This is a genomic window from Stenotrophomonas sp. 3diitr2024 (assembly GCF_042136455.1).
GTDB lineage: Bacteria > Pseudomonadota > Gammaproteobacteria > Xanthomonadales > Xanthomonadaceae > Stenotrophomonas > Stenotrophomonas sepilia.
In genome coordinates this window covers 1-20,606 of the sequence record NZ_JBHHMJ010000453.1, presented here as the reverse complement: position 1 = coordinate 20,606, position 20,606 = coordinate 1, and the positions used below count along the sequence as shown (strand labels likewise).

Below are 20,606 nucleotides of genomic sequence, written 5' to 3'. Positions count from 1 at the left end.
CATCGCCGCCCCGTTGGCGCATCAGAACCGGTAGCGCGCACCCAGCGAGACGAACTGTCCGCGAAGGTTGTACTGGCTGATGTCGAAGCCGTTGGAACCGCCAGCCGGATCGAACGGCGGATCCTTGTCGGTCAGGTTCAGCACCGACAGCGACAGCGTGGTATTCGGAATTCCCTCGTACGCCACGTAAAGGTCCAGCTGGTGATACGGCTTGACGCGGTTACGCAGCCCCGGATTGCTGGTCGCCGTCGCCACGCGCTGGTCGTAGCCGCTCACGTACTGCAGGCTCAGCGTGCTGCTCCAGTCGCGCACCGCCCAGTTCAATGAGGTGGTGCCGCGCGTACGCGGCAGTGCGCCGTGGCGGTTGTTGCCGGCGCCTTCGTACGGCGCCTGGCCGGCTACCAGCGGCTGCTTGAAGCTCAGCAGGTGGGTCCAGCTGCCGGCCACGGTGAAGTTGCCCCAGCCGTCGGTACGGAAGGTGCGGCTGGCGTCCAGGTCCAGGCCGGAGGTGGTCAGTTCGCCCTGGTTGGCGTACTGGTTGGTGATGAACTGGATGCGTCCCTGCGCGTCACGCTGCACGCGACCCGGGAACAGCGTCGGGTTGTCGACGATGAACTGCGCGCTGTCCGGCTTGACCAGGTTGTCCTGCTCGATGCGGTACCAGTCCAGGCCGATGCTGGTGTCGCCATCCGGCGACCACACTGCACCCACGTTGAAGTTGCGCGAGCGCTCGGCCTTCAGGTCCGGGTTGCCGGTGCGGATGTTGGTCACGCCACGGCTGCCGCCCGGTTGCAGGGGGTCCAGCGGATCGATCACCGAGCCGTAGCTGACGGTCTGGCCCGGCGCGATCTCCGGCAGCGACGGTGCACGGAAGCCGCGCGAGAACGAGCCGCGCAGCAGCAGGCTGTCCAGCGGCTGCCAGCGCAGCGCCACCTTGGGCGAGAACGCTTTGCCGAAGTCATCGTAGTGATCGCCGCGACCGGCTACCTGCAGTTCCAGGGTGCGATGCAGCGGCACGCTCAGTTCGGCGTAGGCGGCGCTGACCTGGCGCTCGCCGTTGACCACGTTGATCGCCGGGCGCAGTTCGGTGCCCGACAGCACCTGGGCACTGGTGCGCGCATCCAGCGATTCCTTGCGGAACTCCGCGCCCCAGGCGAAGCCGACCGCACCGGCGGGCAGCTCCCACAGCGAGGTCGAGGCTTTCAGGTTCAACGCGTGCAGCTTGTACCAGCCTGGCCGCTTGGTCTGCAGACGCAGTGCATCCAGCGCGCCCGGCGTGGCGGACGGGTTGAGGAAGTTGTAGCTTCCGTCGCGCAGGATCTGTTCGAACGCATAGCGGTTGACGAAATTGTCGACGTACTCGCGCTGCGCACTTTGCGAGGTCAGCGCCGCGACTTCCCAGTCCCAGCGTTCACCGCTGCCGCGCACGCCCGCCAGGGCACGGTAGAACACCTGCGTGTTGTCCTTCAGGCGCGGGCCGAGATCGAAGAAGGTGTACTCGAACGGCAGCGGCGTGCTGCCCGGGTTGTTCGGGTGGCCGACCGGCAGCACCGCCGGCACGTCAATCAGCGTGCCGGTGGCCGGGTTGTACGCGCGCAGGCCGGGGCCGACGGTCAGCGGCGCGCTGAAGATCTGGTCGGCCTTGTTGTGGCTGTACAGCACATCGGCGAAGGCCTCGACGCTGCCGTTGAAGCGGTAGGTTGCACTCAACGAGGCCTGCAGGCGCTCGGCGCCGGGTTGCAGGGTCTTGAACGGCTGCGCATTGAAGGCGCAGGCCTGGCCGGGCAGGGTACTGCCGAAGTCGCTGTACGGGCGCAGCTGGCTGCCCTCGGGGCAGTTGGCGAACGGCTGCGGTGCACGTGGGTTGGACAGCCAGTTGCCACCGGCGGTGGACCAGCCGGCCAGGCGTCCGCCGGGCTTGTCGCGGAAATCGCCGCTGCGGGTATAGGCGCGCTGGTCGGCGTCGAGGCGATCACGCTTGAGCAGGTCCAAGCCGAACAGCACGTTCCAGCCCTGCTGCTCCAGGTCGCCGAAGCCGGCCAACAGGTTGGCCTTGCGTTCGTTCAAGCCGCCTTGGGTGGCGGTACCGAAGCCGCCACCGACTTCCACGCCCTGGAAGTTCCTGCGCAGGATGATGTTGATGACCCCGGCGATGGCATCGGAACCGTACACCGCCGAGGCGCCGTCCTTGAGCACTTCGATGCGCTCGACCGCGCTGATCGGCAACGCGTTGAGGTCGACGAACGTGTCCTGGGTATTGAGTGCGAAGCCGAAGTTGGACACGCGGTAGCCGTTGACCAGCACCAGCGTGTTCTTCGGTGACAGGCCACGCAGGCCGATCGAGGCAGAGCCGGCGGCGAAGCTGCCCGTGTACTGCTCGTCGAAGCTGTTGCCGGCATTGGCCGACAGATTGCGCAGCACGTCGGTGAGTGTTGAACGACCGGTCTGCTCGATCTGTTCGCGGCTGACGATCTGCACCGGGTTCGGCCCGGCGGTATCGCTGCGCTTGATGTTGGAGCCGGTCACCAGCACGGCGCCGAGGGTGGTGCTGTCCTTGCCGGCATCGGTGGTTTCAGAGGCGCTGGCGGTGCCAGCAGTGAGGCCCAGCGCGATCGCGCCGGCAAGCAGGTTCAGGGTGGTGCGGTACATGGAAGCGGCAACGCCGAACGGGGGAGGAGCCGTCAGTACCGCATGCAGGTACCTGCGCCTTCCAATGACGAAAGCGCATTCAGTTATACATCACAGGTTCTTAACGACCGGAGCAGGCAGCGGCGGACCGTATCCGGGCGCCGCTACTGCATTCAACCCCGATCCATTCAATCGACTGGGTGAATTATCAGGTCGGAGACGAAAATCCAGAGGCTGTCCGGTATGTCGTTGTGGCAAGCAAGCCCCATATCCGTGATGCTTTCAGGAAACTGGACCAGCACCCGCATGCCACGTTGATGCCTGGTCATGGAAGTCTGGGATTCCTCAAGAACAATGGTCCCGTTGGTACCGATCAACCTCCAGTAGTCTTCGGAGGGCCGAACATCGTCAGGAGGGGATTTGCTCCCGAGAAAGGTCGCCAGCAGCACCTTCCGACCATTCATTCCGCTCAACGTGATTCCTTCTTCAGCAAAGACGATGTAGACATTATCCATTGGGATGACGGCGGCGCGCGGCGCCGCCGGATCCAGTGCCTAGCATCACGGCCGCAGCAGCACCTTGCCATTGCGTCCCGACCCAGCACCGGCCTTCGCTGCCTGGGCGATATCGTCCAGCGCGAAGATCTGCTCCACCGGCAAGGTCAGTTCGCCGCTGGCCGCACGCTTCAGCAGCTCACCCACCAGCCGGCGCTTGTCTTCCACCGCCATCGCCTGGCTGACCTTGCTGCCCCAGAAACCCTTCACCGTGGCCTCCTTGTAGATCAGGCCGCCGGCTGGAATGTGCATCGGCTCGCCACTCATCACGCCGAACGACACCAGCGTGCCGTGGTGGCCGAGCAGGTCGACCAGGTCACCGCTGGCATCACCGCCGATGGAATCCACCGCGGCCGCGGCCTGTGCTTCGCCGGTCGCTTCACGCACGCGATCCTTCCAGCCGTCCACCGAGGTGTCGAATACATGATCGATGCCCAGCGCCTGCAACTGCGCTACGGCCGCGGCATTGCGCACCAGGTTGGCCACGTGCACGCCGCGCGCCTTTGCCAGCATCGCCAGCGACTTGCCGACCGCGCCGTTGGCGGTGTTCTGCACGATCCACTGGCCTGCTTGGACGTGCAGGAATTCCAGCAGCATCAGCGCGCTCAGCGGCATCGCGATCAACTGTGCGGCCATCTCGTCCGGGATCGCCTCCGGCATCGGAATCACCATGCGTGCCGGTGCGACGAAGGCCTCGGCCCAGGTGCCGTGCACCGAGGCGGCGGCCACCCGCTGGCCGATCTGCAGGCCGTCCACGCCATCGCCGAGTGCATCGACCACGCCCAGTGCTTCACTGCCACCGATCGCGGGCAATGTCGGCTTGTACCCGTAGAGGCCACGCACGGTCAGCAGGTCGTGGTTGTGGATCGAGGCCAGCACGGTGCGGATGCGCACCTCGCCGGGGCCAGGCTCGGGCAGGGCGGCATCGGCAATGGCGAGGACGTCGGCCGGGTTGCCGAAGGAGGAGTACTGGGCAGCGCGCATGGGGCGGTGTTCCGGGGAAAGTGGATGTTGTACCGAACTGGGGACGCAGGGCATGTCGACAAGGCGTCGCCGCTGCAACACGGCATCCTGCGACTGATCGTCGCGGCATGTCGTGATTACCGCATCTTGTGTTGACGGTGCGCGTCATCCCCACTATGTTGTGGCCGTCACTCCCGGTCAGCCGCCGCCGCCGGACATGTAGCAAACGTCCCGCGGCCCGCCCCTGAAGGCTTGCCGTGTCGACGCGGCCGCCATCGTGCGGACGCAGGTCGCCCCCCACGGCCCGGATACCGGCCGCAGGCGCAGGCAGATGCCGACGACCTACGTTCCCGCACCCTGGCAATCCACCCGTTCGCCCCGTGCGCCGGTATCGCGTCCAGGGCCGCCATGGCATCGACCGCCAATGCGCGTGCGAGCCTGGAGTTTCACCACCATGACCGACAGTACCTTCCGCGTGGCCGATCCGGCCGGCGCTGGCGACGCTTTGCGCGCTGGTGGCGTGCGCGTGCCGACCTGGATCACCAAGGAGGCCGGCAACCGCCGCCTGCCGTTCGACGCCGAGCGCCTGCAACGCAGCATCGACGCGGTGCATGCCGAGTTCCCGCAGCTGGATGTGAGCGACTACCGCCGCGTGGTGCAGGCAATGGTCGAGCGCAAGCCCAGTATCAGCGCCGACGACCTGGTCGATTTGCTGATCCGCGAGGCCGAATCGCGGGTGGACCTGGTCGCGCCCGAGTGGGAACAGTTCGCCGCGCGCATCTACCTGCGTCGCCTGTACAAGCGTGCCAGCCGCAACCGCTTCTACGATGTCAGCCTGAAGTACGGCTCCTACGTGGGCCTGCAGGAAAGCCTCGCCGATCGTGGTATCTACAGCAACGACATCCTGCGCTGCTATTCCAAGGAAGAGCTGCAGCAGGCCGGTGAGATGATCGATCCGGAACGCGACCGCCTGTTCGCCTACAACGGCCTGTACCTGCTGGCCACGCGCTATCTGGCCAGCGACCGCAGCCGCGAGGTCTATGAACTGCCGCAGGAGCGCTGGCTGACCATTGCGCTGTACCTGATGCAGGAGGAAAAGCCGCGCGAACGCCGCATGCAGCTGGTTGGCGAGGCGTACTGGGCGCTGTCCAACCTGTACATGACCGTGGCCACGCCGACGCTGGCAAATGCCGGCAAGGTGGGCGGCCAGCTGTCCAGCTGCTTCATCGACACGGTGGACGACAGCCTGCAGGGCATCTATGACTCCAACACCGATATCGCGCGCGTGTCCAAGCACGGCGGCGGCGTCGGTGCCTACCTGGGCTACGTGCGCAGCAGCGGCGCACCGATCCGTGGCGTGGCCAATTCCTCCGGCGGCGTGGTGCCGTGGATCAAGCAGCTCAACAACACGGCGGTGTCGGTTGATCAGCTGGGCCAGCGCAAGGGCGCGGTGGCGGTGTACCTGGACATCTGGCACCGCGACATCGAAGCCTTCATGGACCTGCGCCTCAACAACGGCGACCAGCGCCTGCGCGCGCACGATGTGTTCACCTCGGTGTGCGTACCCGACCTGTTCATGGAAGCGGTCGAGCGCCGCGCCGACTGGTACCTGTTCGACCCGCACGAGGTGAAGCAGGCCAAGGGCTGGTACCTGCAGGACTTCTACGATGAGAAGCGCGGTTCGGGCAGCTTCCGCGACCGCTATGCCGAGCTGGTGGCCGATGAGAGCATCAGCCGCCGCACGGTGAAGGCCATCGATCTGTTCAAGCGGATCATGCTCAGCCAGCTGGAAACCGGCAACCCGTTCCTGTTCTACCGCGACGAGGTCAATCGCAGGAACCCGAACAAGCACGCGGGCATGATCTATTCCAGCAACCTGTGCACCGAGATCCTGCAGAACATGAGCCCGACGCGGATGATCCAGGAGATCGTCAGCGGCGACCAGATCGTCACCACGCGCCGTGCGGGCGACTTCGTGGTCTGCAACCTGTCCTCGATCAACCTCGGCCGGGCGATCAGTGCGCCGGATGACCTGCTGGCCACCGATGTGCTGGAGCGCCTGATCCCGATCCAGGTGCGCATGCTCGACAACGTGATCGACCTCAACGCGTTGCCGGTGCCGCAGGCCACGATCACCAACCGCAAGTACCGCGCCATCGGCCTGGGCACGTTCGGTTGGCACCACCTGCTGGCGCAGCAGGCGATCCAGTGGGAATCTCCGGATGCCGAAGAATTGGCCGACCGTCTCTACGAACGCATCAACTTCCTGACCATCCAGGCCAGCGCGCAACTGGCGCAGGAGAAGGGCAGCTACCCGATGTTCGCGGGCAGCGACTGGCACAACGGACGCTATTTCAGTGACCGCGGCTACAGCGGCGTGGCCTGGGACAGCCTGGCCCGCGAGGTCGCCACGCATGGCCTGCGCAACGGCTGGTTGCTGGCCGTCGCGCCGAACATGAGCACCGCGCAGATTGCCGGTTCCACCGCATCGATCGACCCGATCTACAGCGCGTTCTACTACGAGGAGAAGAAGGACTTCCGGCGGCCGGTGGCAGCACCGGGACTGTCGCTGGAGACCTGGCCGTACTACGAGAAGGGCGCCTACAAGGTCGACCAGTTCGCCAGCGTGCGCCAGAACGCGCGCCGCCAGCGGCATGTCGACCAGTCGATCAGTTTCAACCTGTACGTGCCCAGCACCATCCGTGCGAGCACGCTGCTGGAGCTGCACCTGAGCGCCTGGCGCGAAGGCCTGAAGACCACCTATTACGTGCGCTCCAACGACATCGACATCAGCGAATGCGAGTGGTGCGCCAGCTGACCACCGGCGACCCACGGTAGTGCCGGCCGCTGGCCGGCAACACGATAGAAAGAGAACGAAGGCAGAAGCCCATGGCAACCCCCCTCGACCGCATCAAGATCCTCGAACCGCGCCATCCCAACCGCAGCACCGGCATCATCAACGGCCAGACCAGCGGCATCCTCAACTGGAACGATATCCCGTACCCGTCGTTCTATCGGGCCTACAAGGAGCTGTCGACCAACTTCTGGATTCCCGACGAAGTGGACATGAAGCTGGATGCGCGCCAGTACGGCGAGCTGTCAGGGCGCGAAAAGAACGCCTACGATTCAATCATCGGCCTGCTGGCCACGCTGGATTCACCGCAGACGCGCTTCATCTACAACGTGGCCGAGTACATCACCGACCCGGCCGCGCATGCCAACGCGGCGATCATCGGCCAGCAGGAAGTGATCCACAACGAGAGCTACAGCTACGTGCTGGCCTCGATCACCGACCTGCCGAACCAGAACCGGATCTTCGAGATCGCCCGCACCCACCCGACCATCATCAAGCGCAATGCCCCGATCATGGGTGCGTACGACGACTTCATGCGCGAGAAGACCGCCGAGACCCTGCTCAAGTCGTTGATCCAGTCCTCGATCCTGGAGGGCATCAATTTCTATTCCGGGTTCGCGTACTTCTACAACATGGTGCGGCAGAACCGCATGAACGGCACCGGCAAGATCATCAGCTTCATCAATCGCGACGAGCTGGCCCATACCAAGTTCATCAGCGAGCTGATCCGCGCCATCATCGGCGAAAACCCCGAGCTGCAGACCAATGAGTTGACCGCCTATGTGCACCAGTCATTCGAACATGCCATCGAGCTTGAGACGCAGTGGTCGTCGGAGGTGCTGGATGGCATCGATGGCATCGACGTGGACGAGATGGTGCGCTACGTGAAGTACCGCGCCAACAAGATGGCCGGCATGCTCGGCATCGAGCGCCTGTACAGCGACACCACCGACAACGTGATGCCTTGGATCAGGGCCTACGCCGACAACTTCACCGAGACCAAGACCGACTTCTTCGAGATGCGCAATGCAAGTTACAAGAAGACCAACGTCGACAACGGCTTCGACGACCTCTGAGCCCGGCACCGCGCTGAGCATCCTGATGGTGGTCGCCTCCTTGAGCGGCAACACCCGCGAGCTCGGCCGGCAGATCGCCGAGCGTTGCCGCGCCGCAGGTCATGCGGTGCACTGGCAGGAGGCCGACGACCTGCGGCAGGCGCCGCCGCTGGCTGCCGGCGAGGCCGACCTGGTGCTGCTGGGCTGCTGGACCGACAACGCCGGGCGCACGCCAGCGGAGATGAAGGCGTGGGTGGCTGGCATTGCCGAGCGCGGTCAGCAGCCACGCCAGCTGGCGGTGTTCGGCACCGGCGAAACGCAGTGGGGGCAGGAGTACTACTGTGGTGCCGTGCACCGGCTGATCCGCTATTTCCGCAGCGACTACCCGCCGCTGGAGATCGAACAGATGCCGCATGGCGAGCGTCATGCCGAAGCCATCGACGCCTGGACCGATGCGGTCCTGGCCCACTACTGGAGCAACCACGATGCAGATCATCGACGCCACCACGCCTGAGCAGTTCCAGCAGCTGCTGGCCGAGCACCCGCGGGTGCTGGTGGATTTCCACAAGGACCAGTGCCCCGGGTGCCGGATGCTGGAAGTGTCGCTGCACCGGGTGGCCAACAGCGTAGCGGGGCAGGGCACCACCTTGCTTCGCGTGCAGCTGGAAGTGCTGGGTGAGGCGTTCTTCAGGGAACTGGGGCTGCGGCAGACGCCGACGCTGTCCCTGTTCCGTGATGGTAACGAACGCACGCGCCTGGCCGGGTTCCAGTCGCCGCAGCAGATCGAGGCCGCGATCGCGCTGCATTTGTAGAGCCGAGCCCATGCTCGGCTGCCGTTCGCACGGTGAGCGATGAGTCGAACATGGCTCGACTCTACAAGGTATCCACGCATGGCGTGGATCTACCGGGGCAGGGTCCGTGGTTTGGCGTCAGGCGCCGCTGAAGGTATCCACCAGCAGCTTCACGTTCAACACCACGATCACCAGCGCGACCACCCAGGCGATCGCGCCCAGCCAGCGCGGGGCCACCAGCGCCCCCATCGTCACCTTGTCGGTCACGATCCGCACCAGCGGGATGATCGCGAACGGCAGCTGCATTGACAGCACCACCTGGCTCAGCACCAGCAGCTTCACCGCGCCCTGGTCGCCAAACAGCAGGATCACCACCACCACCGGAATGATCGCCAGTGCGCGGGTGATCAGCCGTCGCAGCCACGGCGGCATTCGCAGGTGCAGGAAACCTTCCATCACGATCTGGCCGGCCAGCGTCGCGGTCACCGTCGAGTTCAGGCCGGAGGCCAGCAACGCGATCGCAAACAACGTCGCCGCCGCGCCCACGCCCAGCATCGGCGCCAGCAGCTGGTGCGCCTGCTCGATGTCTTCCACATCGAAACGGCCATTGGCATGGAACACCGCCGCCGCCAGGATCAGGATGCTGGCGTTGATGAACAGTGCCAGCGTCAGCGCGAGGGTGCTGTCGGTCACCGCCCAGCGCAGCGCGCTGCGACGGCCTTCATTGGTACGCGGGTAGGCGCGGGTCTGCACGATGGACGAATGCAGGTAGAGATTGTGCGGCATCACCGTGGCACCGATGATGCCGATCGCGATGTACAGCGCGTGCGGATCGGTCACCACCTGCGCGCGCGGAATGAAGCCGCCCAGCACCGCCATCACTGGCGGCGCAGCCATCGCGATCTGCACCATGAAGCAGGCGAAGATCACCATCAGCAGCGCGATCACGAAGGCTTCCAGCGCACGGAAGCCGCGGTTCATCAGCAGCAGGACCAGCAGCGTATCCAGCGCGGTGATCACCGCGCCCCACAGCAGCGGCAGGTCGAACAGCAGCTTCAATGCGATCGCGGTGCCGATCACCTCGGCCAGGTCGCAGGCGATGATCGCTGCCTCGCACAGCGCCCACAGCGCCAGGTTCACCGGCTTCGGGTACCGCGCGCGGCAGGCCTGCGCCAGATCCATGCCGGTGGCGATGCCCAGCCGTGCCGACAGCGCCTGCAGGATCACCGCCATCAGGTTGGAGATGAGGATGACCGACAGCAGCAGGTAGCCGAAGCGCGAACCGCCAGCGAGGTCGGTGGCCCAGTTGCCTGGGTCCATGTAGCCGACCGAGATCATGTAGCCCGGGCCGAGGAAGGCCAGCAGGCGAAACCACCAGTGCCCCTTGTCGGGCACCGCGACCGAGGCGTTGAGCGCACCCAGGCTGGCCGGAGTGGAGGCCGAAGGGTCGTGGGGCGCCAGGGTGTTCATGGGTCCGAATATAGCTCCTGCTATAGTCATTAGCAATGTGAAACAATCGTCTTTATCGTGTGACTGGTCCAGAATTCAGGTTCAACACCGGATTGCACCGGAAGGACAGGCGCAGGCGTGGGCAAGACCGACGATTCGACATCGCTGAAAAGCACCCCCTTGATCGAGGCCGAGCGCCAGGTCGAGAGCTTCCGGCAAGTGCGCGAGGCGCACCGGATGGAGCTGGTGGAGGACTATGTCGAGCTGATCTCGGACCTGCTGGCCGATGGCGGCGAGGCCCGCCAGGTCGACATTGCCACGCGCCTGGGTGTGGCCCAGCCCACCGTGGCGAAGATGCTGCGGCGCCTGGCCCGTGATGGTTGGGTGGTGCAGCGGCCGTACCGCGGCGTGTTCCTGACCCCGGAAGGCGAGGCGCTGGCCCATGCCAGCCGCCAGCGGCACCAGACCGTGGAGCGTTTCCTGCTGGCGCTGGGCGTGGACGCAGACACCGCGCGGCGCGATGCGGAGGGCATCGAGCACCATGTCAGCGAACAGACGCTGGCGTTGTTCGAGGCATTCGTGCGCAGGGCCGAGGGCGGCTGAGCCACGTTTCCTGTAGAGCCGAGCCATGCTCGGCTGCTGTTCGCGCGATGACAGGGAGCATCCACGCATGGCGTGGATCTACAATCCAGGCGGGCAGCGCGCCTGCTGTTGCGCGCACGCGCGTTTCGTCCATTCCTTCAACACTGGCTGCAGGCCTTCATAGCGCCGGCCCTGCCATCCGTTGGCCAGCACCTTCCCATCCGCATCGATCAGCACCAGGTTCGGTGGTCCCAGCCCGGCCAGTGCCTGCAGTGCGGGCATGCGCGCGGCGCGGCGCGGGTCCAGTACCGGCCACGGCATGTCCTGCGCGTGCATGTAGCGCCGCAATGCAGCCTCGCTCTCATCCAGGCTGACGTACACCACTTCGGTATCGGCGCCGGTCTCGCGCAACGCGTCGCGCACACTGCGCAGCGTGGGTACGAAGGCATGGCACGGTGCACACCAGTCGGCGCCGAAGTACAGCGCCACCAGCTTCGGTGGCGGCGACCATTGCATGGGCCGCAGTGACCGCTGTTCTGGCCGCATCAACGAGGCGGCGACCTGCGCGTGCAGGTCTGCCGCCATCGCCGGTACGGCCAGCAGGAGCGCGCCGGTCAGCAACAGCGTCCGCAGTGCTTCAGAACGCATAGCGCAGGTTGAGGTACCACGAGCGCGCGAAGCGCGGCCCGTAGACATAGTCGCTGTCCCGCAGCGCGCCCACTTCGAGGTCCTTCTGGCGCTGGTCGAATACGTTCTTGACGCCCGCAGCTACCGACACTTCCTGCTGCGCCTGTGCGCCCAGATGCCGGTGCCAGCGCGCACCAAGGTCGGTGACCAGGAACGAACGTGTGCGGTGCAGCTCGCCCAGCCGGTTGTTCAGCACCGACATCGGCCCGGTATGGCGCAGCGCGACGAAGGTCTCCCACGGTTCGGCCGGAATCCAGCTGAGCTGTGCCAAGCCGGTCCAGCGCGGTGTCTTCAGGTAGTCGCGGCTTTCGATCACAGTGTCACCGCCGTCGCCGGTGTCATCGAAGATGCGCTGCGGTTCGCGGAAGCGTGAGCGGTACCACGAGGCACCGGCGGTCAGGCGCCACTGCGGCGACGGCTGCCAGCCGAGGTTGGTTTCCGCGCCCAGCACGTTGGAGCCGGAAGCGTTGTAGCGCAGCTGGCTCAGCTGGCCGTCATCGCCGCGCTGGATCTCGCCCAGCGCGAAGGTGTCGCGGATGCGTGCATAGGAGGCGGTGGCATCCCAGCTCCACACCGGATTGGCCGGGTCCGAACGCCAGTCGAAGCCGAACAGGGTGGTCAACGCGCGTTCCTCTTTCAGACCGTCCGTGTTGCGCACGCGCACCTGCTCGCCACCCAGCGTATCGACATGCACGTCCTCGACGAAGATCTCCGGGGCACGGAAGCCGGTGGCGATGCCGGCGCGCCACTTCAGGTTCGGGGTCGCCTGCCAGGCCAGCGCGATACGCGGCGAGAACACTGCGCTGTCCAGTTCCGAGCTCTTGTCCACGCGCGCACCCAATACCAGGTCGACGTTGTCGCGCAGGCTCCACTCGTCCTGGATGAAGGCGCCGATGTTGTGGAAGGTGGCGTCTTCCAGCACCGCCAGGCGCTGGCCATCACCGGTACGGTTGTCGTCGCCCAGCGCCTCGTGCTTGTACTGCACACCGAAGGCCAGTGCATGCGCGCCCAGCCGCCAGTTCAACTGGCTGTCGATGTAGTGCAGCGGGTTGTGGGTGTGGCCGTACTGGCGCCATGAACGCGAGGCCGCGCTGCCGGCCAGGTTGCGGTCAAGCTGCAACGGGTCATGGCCGGGCGCCGAGGGATCGGTGACCACGTCGCCCAGGCCGCCGTAGAAGCTGTCGCGGTCGATGTCGGCGAAGGCGTAGGCCAGGCGGAAATCGACGTCGGCGGTGATCTCCTGGTCCCACGACACACTGCCGCGGCGGTATTTCGTATCCAGCGATTCGGCGATGTTGGCCAGGTACTCTGGCTGGTCCAGGCGATTGCCGCCGCGGCGGGTTTCATCGGTCACCTGCAGGTCCAGGCGCAGCCGCGTGCCCGGCGTGGGCGCGTACCAGGCCTGCAGCCCGCCGACCTTGAGGTTCTTGCGGGTGATCTCGGTGTAGCCGTCACCGTTGTAGTCGATGCCGTTGTTCCAGTTGCGCTGGGCAATCACCGACAGACCAGCGTCTGCGTCCTTGGCGACCAGGTCCAGTCGAACGTCGGCGTTCTTCTGAGGTGTACCCTCCAGCACATCCACGCCGGCCTGCACATGGCCGCCGCTGCGCGCCGGCAGCGGCGGAATCAGGTTGATCACACCGGCAACCGCGCCCGGTCCGTACAGCGCCGAGCCACCGCCCTTGACCACTTCGATGCGGTCGACGAACCCGGCCGGGATCTGTTCCAGGCCGTACACGCTGCCCAGCGTGGACAGCAGCGGGATGCCATCGAACAGGAGCTGGTTGTAGGCGCCGGGCAGACCCAGCAGCTGTACTTCGCTGGTGTTGCAGTTCTGGCAGTTGCTCTCCACGCGCAGGCCGTTGATCAGCTCGGCGGCGCGCGAGAAGTCGGTGGCCGCGCGCAGCGCGATGTCTTCCTTGCGCAGCACTTCCGTGCGGATCGGCACGTCCGACAGCAGGCGTTCACTGCGCGTGGCGGTGCTGACCTTGACCTGCACACGGTCCAGTTCGGTCGGTTTCGGAGTGTCAGCCAGTGCAGGCAGCGGCAGGGCCAGGGTAATGGCGGCGGCCAGGGGCAGCCGATGGAAGAGGGGCGTGGCAACGGGCATGAGGGCGTCGTCCTTGGGGGAAGAAAGGCGGCGAGGGCGACCTGGCTGATGCACATGGAAGCAGCGGCTTATCAATATAGCAAGTGCTATATAACGAAGCCGCAGCAATTCCGAGTGGAGCGCCGGCCGGGCCAGATCACGGGAGTGTTATAACATTACATAAAACAACCACAAACCTGCCGGTGGTCATGTCCGGAGGATGGAGTTGCCGTGTGGGCAGGGAGGTTGGGGTCAGAGCCCTTTCCTTTGGAAAGGGATTCGACCCCAGGGCGCGATCGTCAGCCGCGGCGGAATGCGGCGGGCGTGCGGGCGCCGACGATGATCATGCGGATCATCGTGGAGATCTGTTCGACCAGCTCCGGATCCTTCTCCGGAGGCAGGTCCATGGCGGTGGCGCCCATCGCGAACACCAGCCGGGTGATGGCCTTGGCTACCAGTTCCGGAGCGTGCAGCACCGCGCCATCCAGTGCGGCCAGGCGCACCAGGTCGTGCTGCAGCTCTTCCTCGAAATAATGCAGCTCGCGTTCGACTGCGTGCTTGAAGTCGTCCGAGCCGACCGCGCCTTCGCGCAACAGCACGTGCAGCAGCTTGTCGTCGGCGCGCAGCTGTTCCATGAAAGTCTCCACCGAGACCCGCACCACGCTGGTGGCGGTGGAGGTGGCGCGCTGGCGGGCCTCGCCGATGATGGTGCGCAGCGAGCGGCCGGCTGCGTCGATCAGCGCTACGGCCAGTTCGTCCATGTCGCGGAACTGCCGGTAGAAGCTGTTCGGCGCGATGCCGGCCTCGCGTGCCACTTCGCGCAGGCTGAGCGTCGACAGACTGCGGTGCGGCCCGATCAGCTTCAGGGCGGCGGCCAGCAGATCTTCGCGGCTCACCGTACGGCGGGCCGGGCTGTTGGCATCTTCAGGCGTCGACAAGACGGTGGCGGCGGCCATGACGGTTCCGGTGGGGCGAGGCTGAATCATACCCAATCCGGTTCAATATACACATGTATACACAGGTGTATGTGCGCCCGTATAGTGCGCCCATGAGCGCTGTCGTCCGTCCATCCCTGTTCTCTCCGTACCGCTGGGTCTCGCCGTCGCTGTTCGATTTCTGGGCGGGCCAGCTCAATCCCCTGTGGACCCTGCGCGAGCCGGTGGCCCGCCTGGTCCGGCGCGAGCCGGCCGGCGAGGGCGCGGCGACCCTGGTCCTGCGCACCAACCGGCACTGGGCCGGCATGCGCGCGGGCCAGCACGTCACCCTCGGCGTGGAGATTGAAGGACGCCTGTGGCAGCGCAGCTACAGCCCCACCGCGCTGGGACCGCGCGAACTGGCGATCACCGTCAAGGCGGTCGACGGCGGCCGGGTCAGCCAGCATCTGGTCAACCACGCACAACTGGGTGAGCTGTTCCGCCTGGAGGCTGCGTTCGGAGAATTCCAGTTGCCGGCCGCGGCTCCGGTATTGCTGCTGGCGGCCGGTAGTGGCATCACGCCGATGCGCAGCCTGCTGCGCGACGCCTGCCAGCGCCCGCTGGCCGCGCCGGTGGACCTGTTCTACTGGGAGCGCAGTGCCGCCCAGCTGCAGTTCCGTGATGAGCTGCAGGCGCTGGCCGCGCGCCAGCCGAACCTGCGTGTGCACCTGCTGACCACCCGCGAGGGTGATGTGCCTGCCGCACGCATCGATACTCACGATCTGCAGGTCGCCGGCGATGACACCCCGTTGGCGCAGCGCCACGTGCTGGCCTGTGGCCCGGATGGATTCGTTGCCGCTGCGCGCGAACGCCTGGCGCACCAGGTTGCGGGTTTCCAGGCGGAAGCGTTCACTCCGCCAGCGCCGTTGCGTGACGCCAGCAGCGAAGGCGAAGTGTCGCTGACCCTTGCCCGCAGTGGCCGCCAGCTGAGCGTGCCGCGCGGCCGCTCGTTGCTGGAAAGCCTCGAAGCCCATGGCATCAAGCCCAAGCATGGCTGCCGCATGGGCATCTGCAATACCTGCAGCTGTGACCGTGTCAGTGGCGCCACCCGCCACCTGCGCACCGGCGACCTGCAGTCCGAATCGGCACAGCCGGTGCGGATCTGCGTGAGCGCACCGACCACCGACCTGACCCTGGATCTCTGAGGACGCCTGCCATGACCCGCGCCACCGACCGTGCCCTGAGTACTGCCGAGATGCATGCCTTCGGCGAGGAACTCGACGCGATCCGCGACCGTGTGATCGGCAGCCTCGGCGCCTCCGATACCCGCTACATCCGCCGCGTGGCCGCCGCCGTGCGCTGGTTCGGCGTGGGTGGCCGTGGCCTGCTGTTCCTGGCAGCGTTTTCGCCGCTGTTCTGGATGCCGCTGCTGTGGCCGGCCGCGATCACCGGCACGCTGCTGCTGGCGCTGTCGAAGATCCTGGAGAACATGGAGCTGGGCCACAACGTGATGCACGGCCAGTTCGACTGGACCGGTGATCCCAAGCTCAATGGCAACACCTACGAGTGGGACATCGTTGCCACCGCCGACAACTGGCGCAAGACCCACAATTTCCGCCACCACACCTACACCAATGTGCGTGGCATGGACGATGACATCGGCTATGGCCTGCTGCGCATCTTCCCCGAACAGCGCTGGAAGCCGTTCTACCTGCTGCAGCCGATCATCGCGCCGATCTTCGCACTGCTGTTCCAGTGGGGTGTGGCCGCGCAGGACCTTCGCCTTGGCCGCTGGCTGAAGGGCCGCATGAGTGCCCGTGCGATGTGGCTGCAGACCCGCCCGGTGGCGCGCAAGATGCTGCGCCAGGTGCTGAAGGACTACGTGTTCTTCCCGCTGCTGGCGGGTCCGTTCTTCCTCACCGTGATGCTGGGCAACCTGGTCGCCAACGGCCTGCGCAACATCTGGACCTACGTGATCATCTTCTGCGGGCACTTCACCGCCGAATCGGAAACCTTCCCTAAGGAGTGCCTGCGCAATGAGTCGCGCGGCCACTGGTACCTGCGCCAGCTGCGCGGTTCGTCCAACATCAGCGGTGGGTTCCTGATCAACGTGCTGTCGGGCAACCTCAGCCACCAGATCGAGCACCATTTCTACCCGGATCTGCCGGCCAACCGCTATGCGGCCATCGCCAAGGAAGTGAAGGACATCTGCCGCCGCTACGGCCAGCACTACAACAACGGCTCGCTGCCGCGCCAGTTCGGCCAGGTGGTCTGGCGCATCCTGCGCCACGCATTCCCGAGCAAGCCGCGCCGCCTGCCGATGCCGGACATCATGTCCGCACCGGCATCTGCCAACGCGGGCTGATCGACTCAGCCCGCCTTCGCCAGGGCCGCCTGCTCGCGGTCCAGGCGTCGCAGGAACACCTGCATTTCCTTGCGTGCCTGCTGGTCGCCCTTGCTGCCGGCCACGCTCAAGCCGCGCTGCCACGCCTCACGGGCCGCCTGTGGCTGGCCACTGGCCAGCCAGGCTTTGCCCAGCAGCTTCCAGGCCGCCGAGTACTGCGGATCAAGCACCACGCAACGGCCCAGGTGGGTTGCCGCGCGTACCGGGTTGCCGGCATCCAGCCAGCCCTTGCCCAGGCCGAAGCGCAGCAGCGCGCCGTCCTTGCCGGCGGCAAGCATGCATTCCAGAGCTTCGATGTTCATCCGCGTACCTCCGCCAGCAGCTCGGCCGGGCCGGGCTGGAAGCGGCCGCGATGGAACAGCAGTGGCGCGCCGCCGTTCTCGTGCACTTCGATGATGCGGCCGGCCAGCAGCAGGTGATCGCCCACCGGCCACTGCGCGTGGCGGGTACAGGTGAGATGGGCGACCGCACCGGTGATGCGGGGTGGGGCGTCCTCGTCGTCATCCAGCAATGCCAGGCCGTCGAAGCGGTTGCGGACCTGCGGATCGGCGAAGCGCCGGGCCAGTGCTTCCTGGTCGGCCGCCAGCACGCTGAGCGCAAAGCGCGTGGCGCGCTGGAAGGTGGACAGGCTCTGTGCGTGCAACGCCAGGTTCCACAGCACCAACGGTGGCTGCAGTGAGACCGGTACGAACGAGTTGATGGTCAGGCCGACCGGCTTGCCCTGTGCATCGCGCGCGCAGACGATGGCCACGCCGGTCGGGAAATGGCCGAGCAGCCGCCGCAGGGCACGCGGCGGCATCTCGACCGATGGCACCGGGGCCGGGGCGGGGAACACCCCGGCCCACGGCCCGGCGTAGGGCAGTGTCTCGCCGCTCATGAGGCCCGGGCCTGGTGGTAGCGCCGGCCGACCTCGGCCCAGTTGATGATGTTGAAGAAGGCGCCGATGTAGTCCGGGCGGCGGTTCTGGTAGTGCAGGTAGTAGGCGTGTTCCCAGACATCCAGTGCGAGGATCGGGGTGTGGCCGGACAGGCCCACGGCTGCACCCATCAGCGGGCTGTCCTGGTTGGCGCTGCTTTCCACCTGCAGGCGACCATCGCGATCGCGGGTCAGCCAGGCCCAGCCACTGCCGAAGCGGGTCTGCGCGGCCTTGCTGAAGGCATCCTTGAAGGCATCGAAGCCGCCAAGGTCACGGTCGATGGCGGCGGCCAGTTCATCATCGGGTGCACCACCGGTGGGGCTGAGCACGGTCCAGAACAGGCTGTGGTTGGCGTGGCCGCCGCCGTTGTTGCGCACCGCGCCACGCTGCGCCTCGGGCACGGCATCGAGGTTGGCGATCAGCGCCTCGACCGGTTGCTCGGCGATGCCGGCCTGCTCGATGGCGGCATTGAGGTTGTTGACGTAGGTCTGGTGGTGCTTGCTGTGGTGGATCTCCATCGTGCGCGCATCGAAGTGCGGCTCGAGGGCGTCGTAGGCGTAGGGGAGCGGGGGAAGCGAGTACGACATCGAAGCAATCTCCGTGGGGAAGGCCAGAGGGGCTGGCCGTGGGGAGATCGTTATCGCACCTCAACATTGGTTGAGGTCAAGGGGCGGGATTGAGGTGCGTGCGCGTTCATCGCTTTGATTCTTCCTGCAGGACAGCACGAGCGGAATGGTAGTGCCGGCCGCTGGCCGGCAACCTCCTGACGTCGTGCACGGCGCGATGCCGGCCAGCGGCCCGCACTACCCCTTTCAGCGCCACGACCATTGCAGGCTGACGTTGGCTCGCCGTCCCGGCCCCGGTTCGTAGAAGCGCCCGTTGCCGTCGTTGACGATCACCGAGCCGATGTAGGCCTGGTCCAGCACGTTCTCCAGCCGGGCGAAGGCGCGCAGCTCGCCACCTGGCAGTGTCCAGAGACGACCGGCTTCCAGGTTCAGCAACGCGTAGCCCGGCGCCCGCTCCGTGGCCACGTCGTTGACCAGGGTATCGGTGCTGGCGGCGGCCTCCAGCGCCCACTGCCAGTCGGCCGGGGTCCACTGCAGCCGGGCAAACGCCTGCTGGCGCGGTACGCCGGGCAAGCGGCTGCCAGCGGAAACCCAGGTGTTCGAGGTCAGGTACGGCGCACGCACCTGCGCCTGCAGCCAGGTCCAGGCCACCTGCAGTTCCAACTGTTCTGCCAACGGCTGCCGGTAGCGCAGTTCCACGCCCTGGCGGCGGGTGCGGCCGATGTTGCGATAGGTGCTGCGTCCGCCGATGTTGCTGGCAACTGCCAACTCATCGTCGGTATCTGCGCGGAACAGGCTGATATCGAGCTGGGTTCCGTCCTGTGCATGCCATTTGCTGCCCACCTCCAGGCTGCGGCTGCGCGCCGCCGCCAGATCCAGCGCCAGTCCCGCCTGCCCGTCGGCGCGATACCCCAGCTCGTTGAAGGTGGGCGTCTCGAAGCCACGGCCCACCGCCGCGTGCAGCCGCCACTGCGGGCTGGCCGCGAAGCTGATCCCGGCCACCGGCGTGGTGGCCTGGTAGCGGCGGTGGCCGCTGTCGTCCGGGTTGCGGGCGGTGATGTAGCGATCGTCGGATTCGAAGCGCACGGCGCTGCGACGCACGCCAGCCAGCAATGACCAGCGTGGACTCCACTGCCACCACGCCTGGGCGAACTGATCGACGTTCTGCACGGTGTCGATCTGGTCTCTGCGCAGCTGCCCACGCACGCCGAGAGCGCTGCCGATGAAGTTCTCATGGCCGGTGCGATGCTGGCGCTGGCGGTCGGCGCTGAGCCCGGCCACCAGATCCAGCGGCCGGCCGGCGAGGTCGCCGTGCCAGCCCCAGCGCGCGTCCAGCCCGCCATAGCCGCCCTCCAGGTCGATCACCCCGCCGGCATGCAACGGGCTGTTGGTCTGAGCTGCCGGCGGGATCGGCAGGTACTGGCGTACCGCGCGCTGGCCGGCATAGCCCATCAGCTGCCAACGCTGCGCCCTGGTTTCACGGGTCCAGCGCAGGCCGGCCTGCTGCTGGCGCACCGATTTACGGGTGTTGTACTGGTGCGCCACGGCGGTGGCCTGGCGCGGATCGGCCGCCACCTGGGCACGGCTCAGGCCCAGCGGGTCCTGCGCATCGGGGGCATCGAAGGCATTGAGCAGCAGCTCCAGCCGCCCCCCGCCGAGATCGCCACCGATACGCGCAGCGAGCGATTCGCGGCGGGCACGGCTGTGGTCGCGCCAGCCATCGGTGCGGAAGTGATTGGCGGCGATGTTGTAATCCAGAACACGGCCGGCACCCTTCAGTTGCGCGCCGACGCTGAGCGTGTTGTCGGCACCCGCGTTGACGCGCAGCCGCCACGGGTCGCCGGCCTGGCCCTGTGCGCTCCAGACCTGCAGCACGCCGCCGGAGGAATTGCCGTACAGCGCCGAGAACGGTCCGCGCAGCACGTCGATCCGTTCGGCACCGAGCAGGCTGGCATGCGACAGCTGGCCCTGTCCGTCGGGCATGGTCGCCGGCACCCCGTCGATCAACACCCGCACCCCACGCACACCGAAGGTCGAGCGCGCACCAAAGCCACGGATCGACAGCTGGGTGTCCTGCGCGAAGTTCTGGCGGTCACGGGCGACCAGGCCCGGGACCCCGGCCAGCGCCTCGGACAGCTGTGCGCCGGCGCCCGC

General features: G+C 66.5%; 18 protein-coding genes. 7 read left to right on the top strand and 11 right to left on the bottom strand.

What is annotated here, in order from left to right:
- Positions 1–21: 21 nt before the first annotated feature.
- The 3 genes from ABGA94_RS11320 to ABGA94_RS11310 all read right to left on the bottom strand — a co-directional run bounded on the left by ABGA94_RS11320 (position 22) and on the right by ABGA94_RS11310 (position 4,166).
- Positions 22–2,649, bottom strand: coding sequence for a TonB-dependent receptor (locus ABGA94_RS11320; RefSeq protein ID WP_375367311.1), 2,628 nt, complete (start codon positions 2,647–2,649; stop codon positions 22–24).
- 167 nt (positions 2,650–2,816) lie between these two features.
- A complete protein-coding gene (locus tag ABGA94_RS11315) occupies positions 2,817–3,143 on the bottom strand; it encodes a hypothetical protein (protein WP_095377111.1) in 327 nt (108 codons plus the stop codon).
- Positions 3,144–3,188: 45 nt separating this feature from the next.
- A complete protein-coding gene (locus ABGA94_RS11310) occupies positions 3,189–4,166 on the bottom strand; it encodes a zinc-binding dehydrogenase (protein ID WP_065179191.1) in 978 nt (325 codons plus the stop codon).
- A gap of 433 nt (positions 4,167–4,599) precedes the next feature.
- Here ABGA94_RS11310 and ABGA94_RS11305 point away from each other — a divergent pair, with 433 nt between their 5' ends.
- The 4 genes from ABGA94_RS11305 to ABGA94_RS11290 all read left to right on the top strand — a co-directional run bounded on the left by ABGA94_RS11305 (position 4,600) and on the right by ABGA94_RS11290 (position 8,866).
- On the top strand, positions 4,600–6,963 hold the full coding sequence (locus tag ABGA94_RS11305) for a ribonucleoside-diphosphate reductase subunit alpha (protein WP_375367308.1): 2,364 nt from the start codon (positions 4,600–4,602) through the stop codon (positions 6,961–6,963).
- Between the two features lie 71 nt (positions 6,964–7,034).
- Entirely contained in the window at positions 7,035–8,075 is a 1,041-nt protein-coding gene (locus ABGA94_RS11300) for a ribonucleotide-diphosphate reductase subunit beta (protein ID WP_005416944.1), read from the top strand.
- 25 nt (positions 8,076–8,100) lie between these two features.
- Positions 8,101–8,568: a flavodoxin gene (locus tag ABGA94_RS11295; RefSeq protein WP_080375118.1), complete on the top strand. Its 468-nt coding sequence runs from the start codon at positions 8,101–8,103 to the stop codon at positions 8,566–8,568.
- Positions 8,540–8,866 carry a thioredoxin family protein gene (locus ABGA94_RS11290; RefSeq protein ID WP_005416939.1) on the top strand — a complete coding sequence of 109 codons (327 nt, stop codon included), beginning with the start codon at positions 8,540–8,542 and terminating at the stop codon, positions 8,864–8,866. Before ABGA94_RS11295 ends, ABGA94_RS11290 begins: the two co-directional genes overlap by 29 nt.
- A gap of 117 nt (positions 8,867–8,983) precedes the next feature.
- Here ABGA94_RS11290 and ABGA94_RS11285 read toward each other — a convergent pair whose 3' ends face one another.
- Positions 8,984–10,315 (bottom strand): Nramp family divalent metal transporter, encoded by a 1,332-nt coding sequence (locus tag ABGA94_RS11285; protein WP_375367306.1) that lies wholly within the window; start codon positions 10,313–10,315, stop codon positions 8,984–8,986.
- 117 nt (positions 10,316–10,432) lie between these two features.
- Between ABGA94_RS11285 and mntR the strand changes: the two genes are divergently transcribed.
- Complete coding sequence (gene mntR, locus ABGA94_RS11280; RefSeq protein WP_005416934.1) at positions 10,433–10,897, top strand: manganese-binding transcriptional regulator MntR; 465 nt, start codon at positions 10,433–10,435, stop codon at positions 10,895–10,897.
- Positions 10,898–10,975: 78 nt separating this feature from the next.
- Here the strand turns inward: mntR and ABGA94_RS11275 are convergent, their stop codons facing one another.
- The 3 genes from ABGA94_RS11275 to fabR form a co-directional block, all read right to left on the bottom strand.
- Positions 10,976–11,524, bottom strand: a complete 549-nt coding sequence (locus ABGA94_RS11275) for a thioredoxin-like domain-containing protein (protein ID WP_065179192.1) — start codon at positions 11,522–11,524, stop codon at positions 10,976–10,978.
- Positions 11,514–13,673, bottom strand: a complete 2,160-nt coding sequence (locus ABGA94_RS11270; protein ID WP_375367304.1) for a TonB-dependent receptor plug domain-containing protein — start codon at positions 13,671–13,673, stop codon at positions 11,514–11,516. The genes ABGA94_RS11275 and ABGA94_RS11270 overlap by 11 nt, the downstream gene beginning before the upstream one ends.
- 278 nt (positions 13,674–13,951) lie before the next feature.
- Positions 13,952–14,608 carry an HTH-type transcriptional repressor FabR gene (gene fabR / locus ABGA94_RS11265; protein WP_005416927.1) on the bottom strand — a complete coding sequence of 219 codons (657 nt, stop codon included), beginning with the start codon at positions 14,606–14,608 and terminating at the stop codon, positions 13,952–13,954.
- A gap of 92 nt (positions 14,609–14,700) precedes the next feature.
- On the opposite strand from fabR, the gene ABGA94_RS11260 reads away from it, so the two are divergent.
- Positions 14,701–15,771 (top strand): ferredoxin reductase, encoded by a 1,071-nt coding sequence (locus ABGA94_RS11260; RefSeq protein WP_069138334.1) that lies wholly within the window; start codon positions 14,701–14,703, stop codon positions 15,769–15,771.
- Between the two features lie 11 nt (positions 15,772–15,782).
- Entirely contained in the window at positions 15,783–16,931 is a 1,149-nt protein-coding gene (locus tag ABGA94_RS11255; RefSeq protein ID WP_005416924.1) for an acyl-CoA desaturase, read from the top strand.
- A 5-nt stretch (positions 16,932–16,936) separates the two neighbouring features.
- Here the strand turns inward: ABGA94_RS11255 and ABGA94_RS11250 are convergent, their stop codons facing one another.
- From ABGA94_RS11250 to ABGA94_RS11235, 4 genes are all read right to left on the bottom strand, one after another.
- On the bottom strand, positions 16,937–17,272 hold the full coding sequence (locus tag ABGA94_RS11250) for a lipopolysaccharide assembly protein LapB (protein ID WP_053498539.1): 336 nt from the start codon (positions 17,270–17,272) through the stop codon (positions 16,937–16,939).
- Positions 17,269–17,847: a flavin reductase family protein gene (locus ABGA94_RS11245; RefSeq protein WP_053498541.1), complete on the bottom strand. Its 579-nt coding sequence runs from the start codon at positions 17,845–17,847 to the stop codon at positions 17,269–17,271. The genes ABGA94_RS11250 and ABGA94_RS11245 overlap by 4 nt, the downstream gene beginning before the upstream one ends.
- The gene (locus ABGA94_RS11240; protein ID WP_111178780.1) at positions 17,844–18,473 is read right to left on the bottom strand and encodes a superoxide dismutase; all 630 of its coding nucleotides are present in this window, start codon (positions 18,471–18,473) and stop codon (positions 17,844–17,846) included. Before ABGA94_RS11240 ends, ABGA94_RS11245 begins: the two co-directional genes overlap by 4 nt.
- 225 nt (positions 18,474–18,698) lie before the next feature.
- Positions 18,699–20,606: TonB-dependent receptor family protein (locus tag ABGA94_RS11235; RefSeq protein WP_375367301.1), on the bottom strand; the 1,908-nt coding region annotated here is incomplete at its 5' end.

Bases quoted from the DNA above. Each gene is read 5' to 3' on its own strand.
- ABGA94_RS11240 (WP_111178780.1), bottom strand. From the start codon at position 18,473: ATGTCGTACTCGCTTCCCCCGCTCCCCTACGCCTACGACGCCCTCGAG.
- ABGA94_RS11305 (WP_375367308.1), top strand. From the start codon at position 4,600: ATGACCGACAGTACCTTCCGCGTGGCCGATCCGGCCGGCGCTGGCGAC.
- ABGA94_RS11315 (WP_095377111.1), bottom strand. From the start codon at position 3,143: ATGGATAATGTCTACATCGTCTTTGCTGAAGAAGGAATCACGTTGAGC.
- ABGA94_RS11295 (WP_080375118.1), top strand. From the start codon at position 8,101: ATGGTGGTCGCCTCCTTGAGCGGCAACACCCGCGAGCTCGGCCGGCAG.
- ABGA94_RS11270 (WP_375367304.1), bottom strand. From the start codon at position 13,673: ATGCCCGTTGCCACGCCCCTCTTCCATCGGCTGCCCCTGGCCGCCGCC.
- ABGA94_RS11290 (WP_005416939.1), top strand. From the start codon at position 8,540: ATGCAGATCATCGACGCCACCACGCCTGAGCAGTTCCAGCAGCTGCTG.
- ABGA94_RS11245 (WP_053498541.1), bottom strand. From the start codon at position 17,847: ATGAGCGGCGAGACACTGCCCTACGCCGGGCCGTGGGCCGGGGTGTTC.
- ABGA94_RS11255 (WP_005416924.1), top strand. From the start codon at position 15,783: ATGACCCGCGCCACCGACCGTGCCCTGAGTACTGCCGAGATGCATGCC.
- ABGA94_RS11275 (WP_065179192.1), bottom strand. From the start codon at position 11,524: ATGCGTTCTGAAGCACTGCGGACGCTGTTGCTGACCGGCGCGCTCCTG.
- ABGA94_RS11250 (WP_053498539.1), bottom strand. From the start codon at position 17,272: ATGAACATCGAAGCTCTGGAATGCATGCTTGCCGCCGGCAAGGACGGC.
- ABGA94_RS11320 (WP_375367311.1), bottom strand. From the start codon at position 2,649: ATGTACCGCACCACCCTGAACCTGCTTGCCGGCGCGATCGCGCTGGGC.
- ABGA94_RS11300 (WP_005416944.1), top strand. From the start codon at position 7,035: ATGGCAACCCCCCTCGACCGCATCAAGATCCTCGAACCGCGCCATCCC.
- ABGA94_RS11285 (WP_375367306.1), bottom strand. From the start codon at position 10,315: ATGAACACCCTGGCGCCCCACGACCCTTCGGCCTCCACTCCGGCCAGC.
- fabR (WP_005416927.1), bottom strand. From the start codon at position 14,608: ATGGCCGCCGCCACCGTCTTGTCGACGCCTGAAGATGCCAACAGCCCG.
- ABGA94_RS11260 (WP_069138334.1), top strand. From the start codon at position 14,701: ATGAGCGCTGTCGTCCGTCCATCCCTGTTCTCTCCGTACCGCTGGGTC.
- ABGA94_RS11310 (WP_065179191.1), bottom strand. From the start codon at position 4,166: ATGCGCGCTGCCCAGTACTCCTCCTTCGGCAACCCGGCCGACGTCCTC.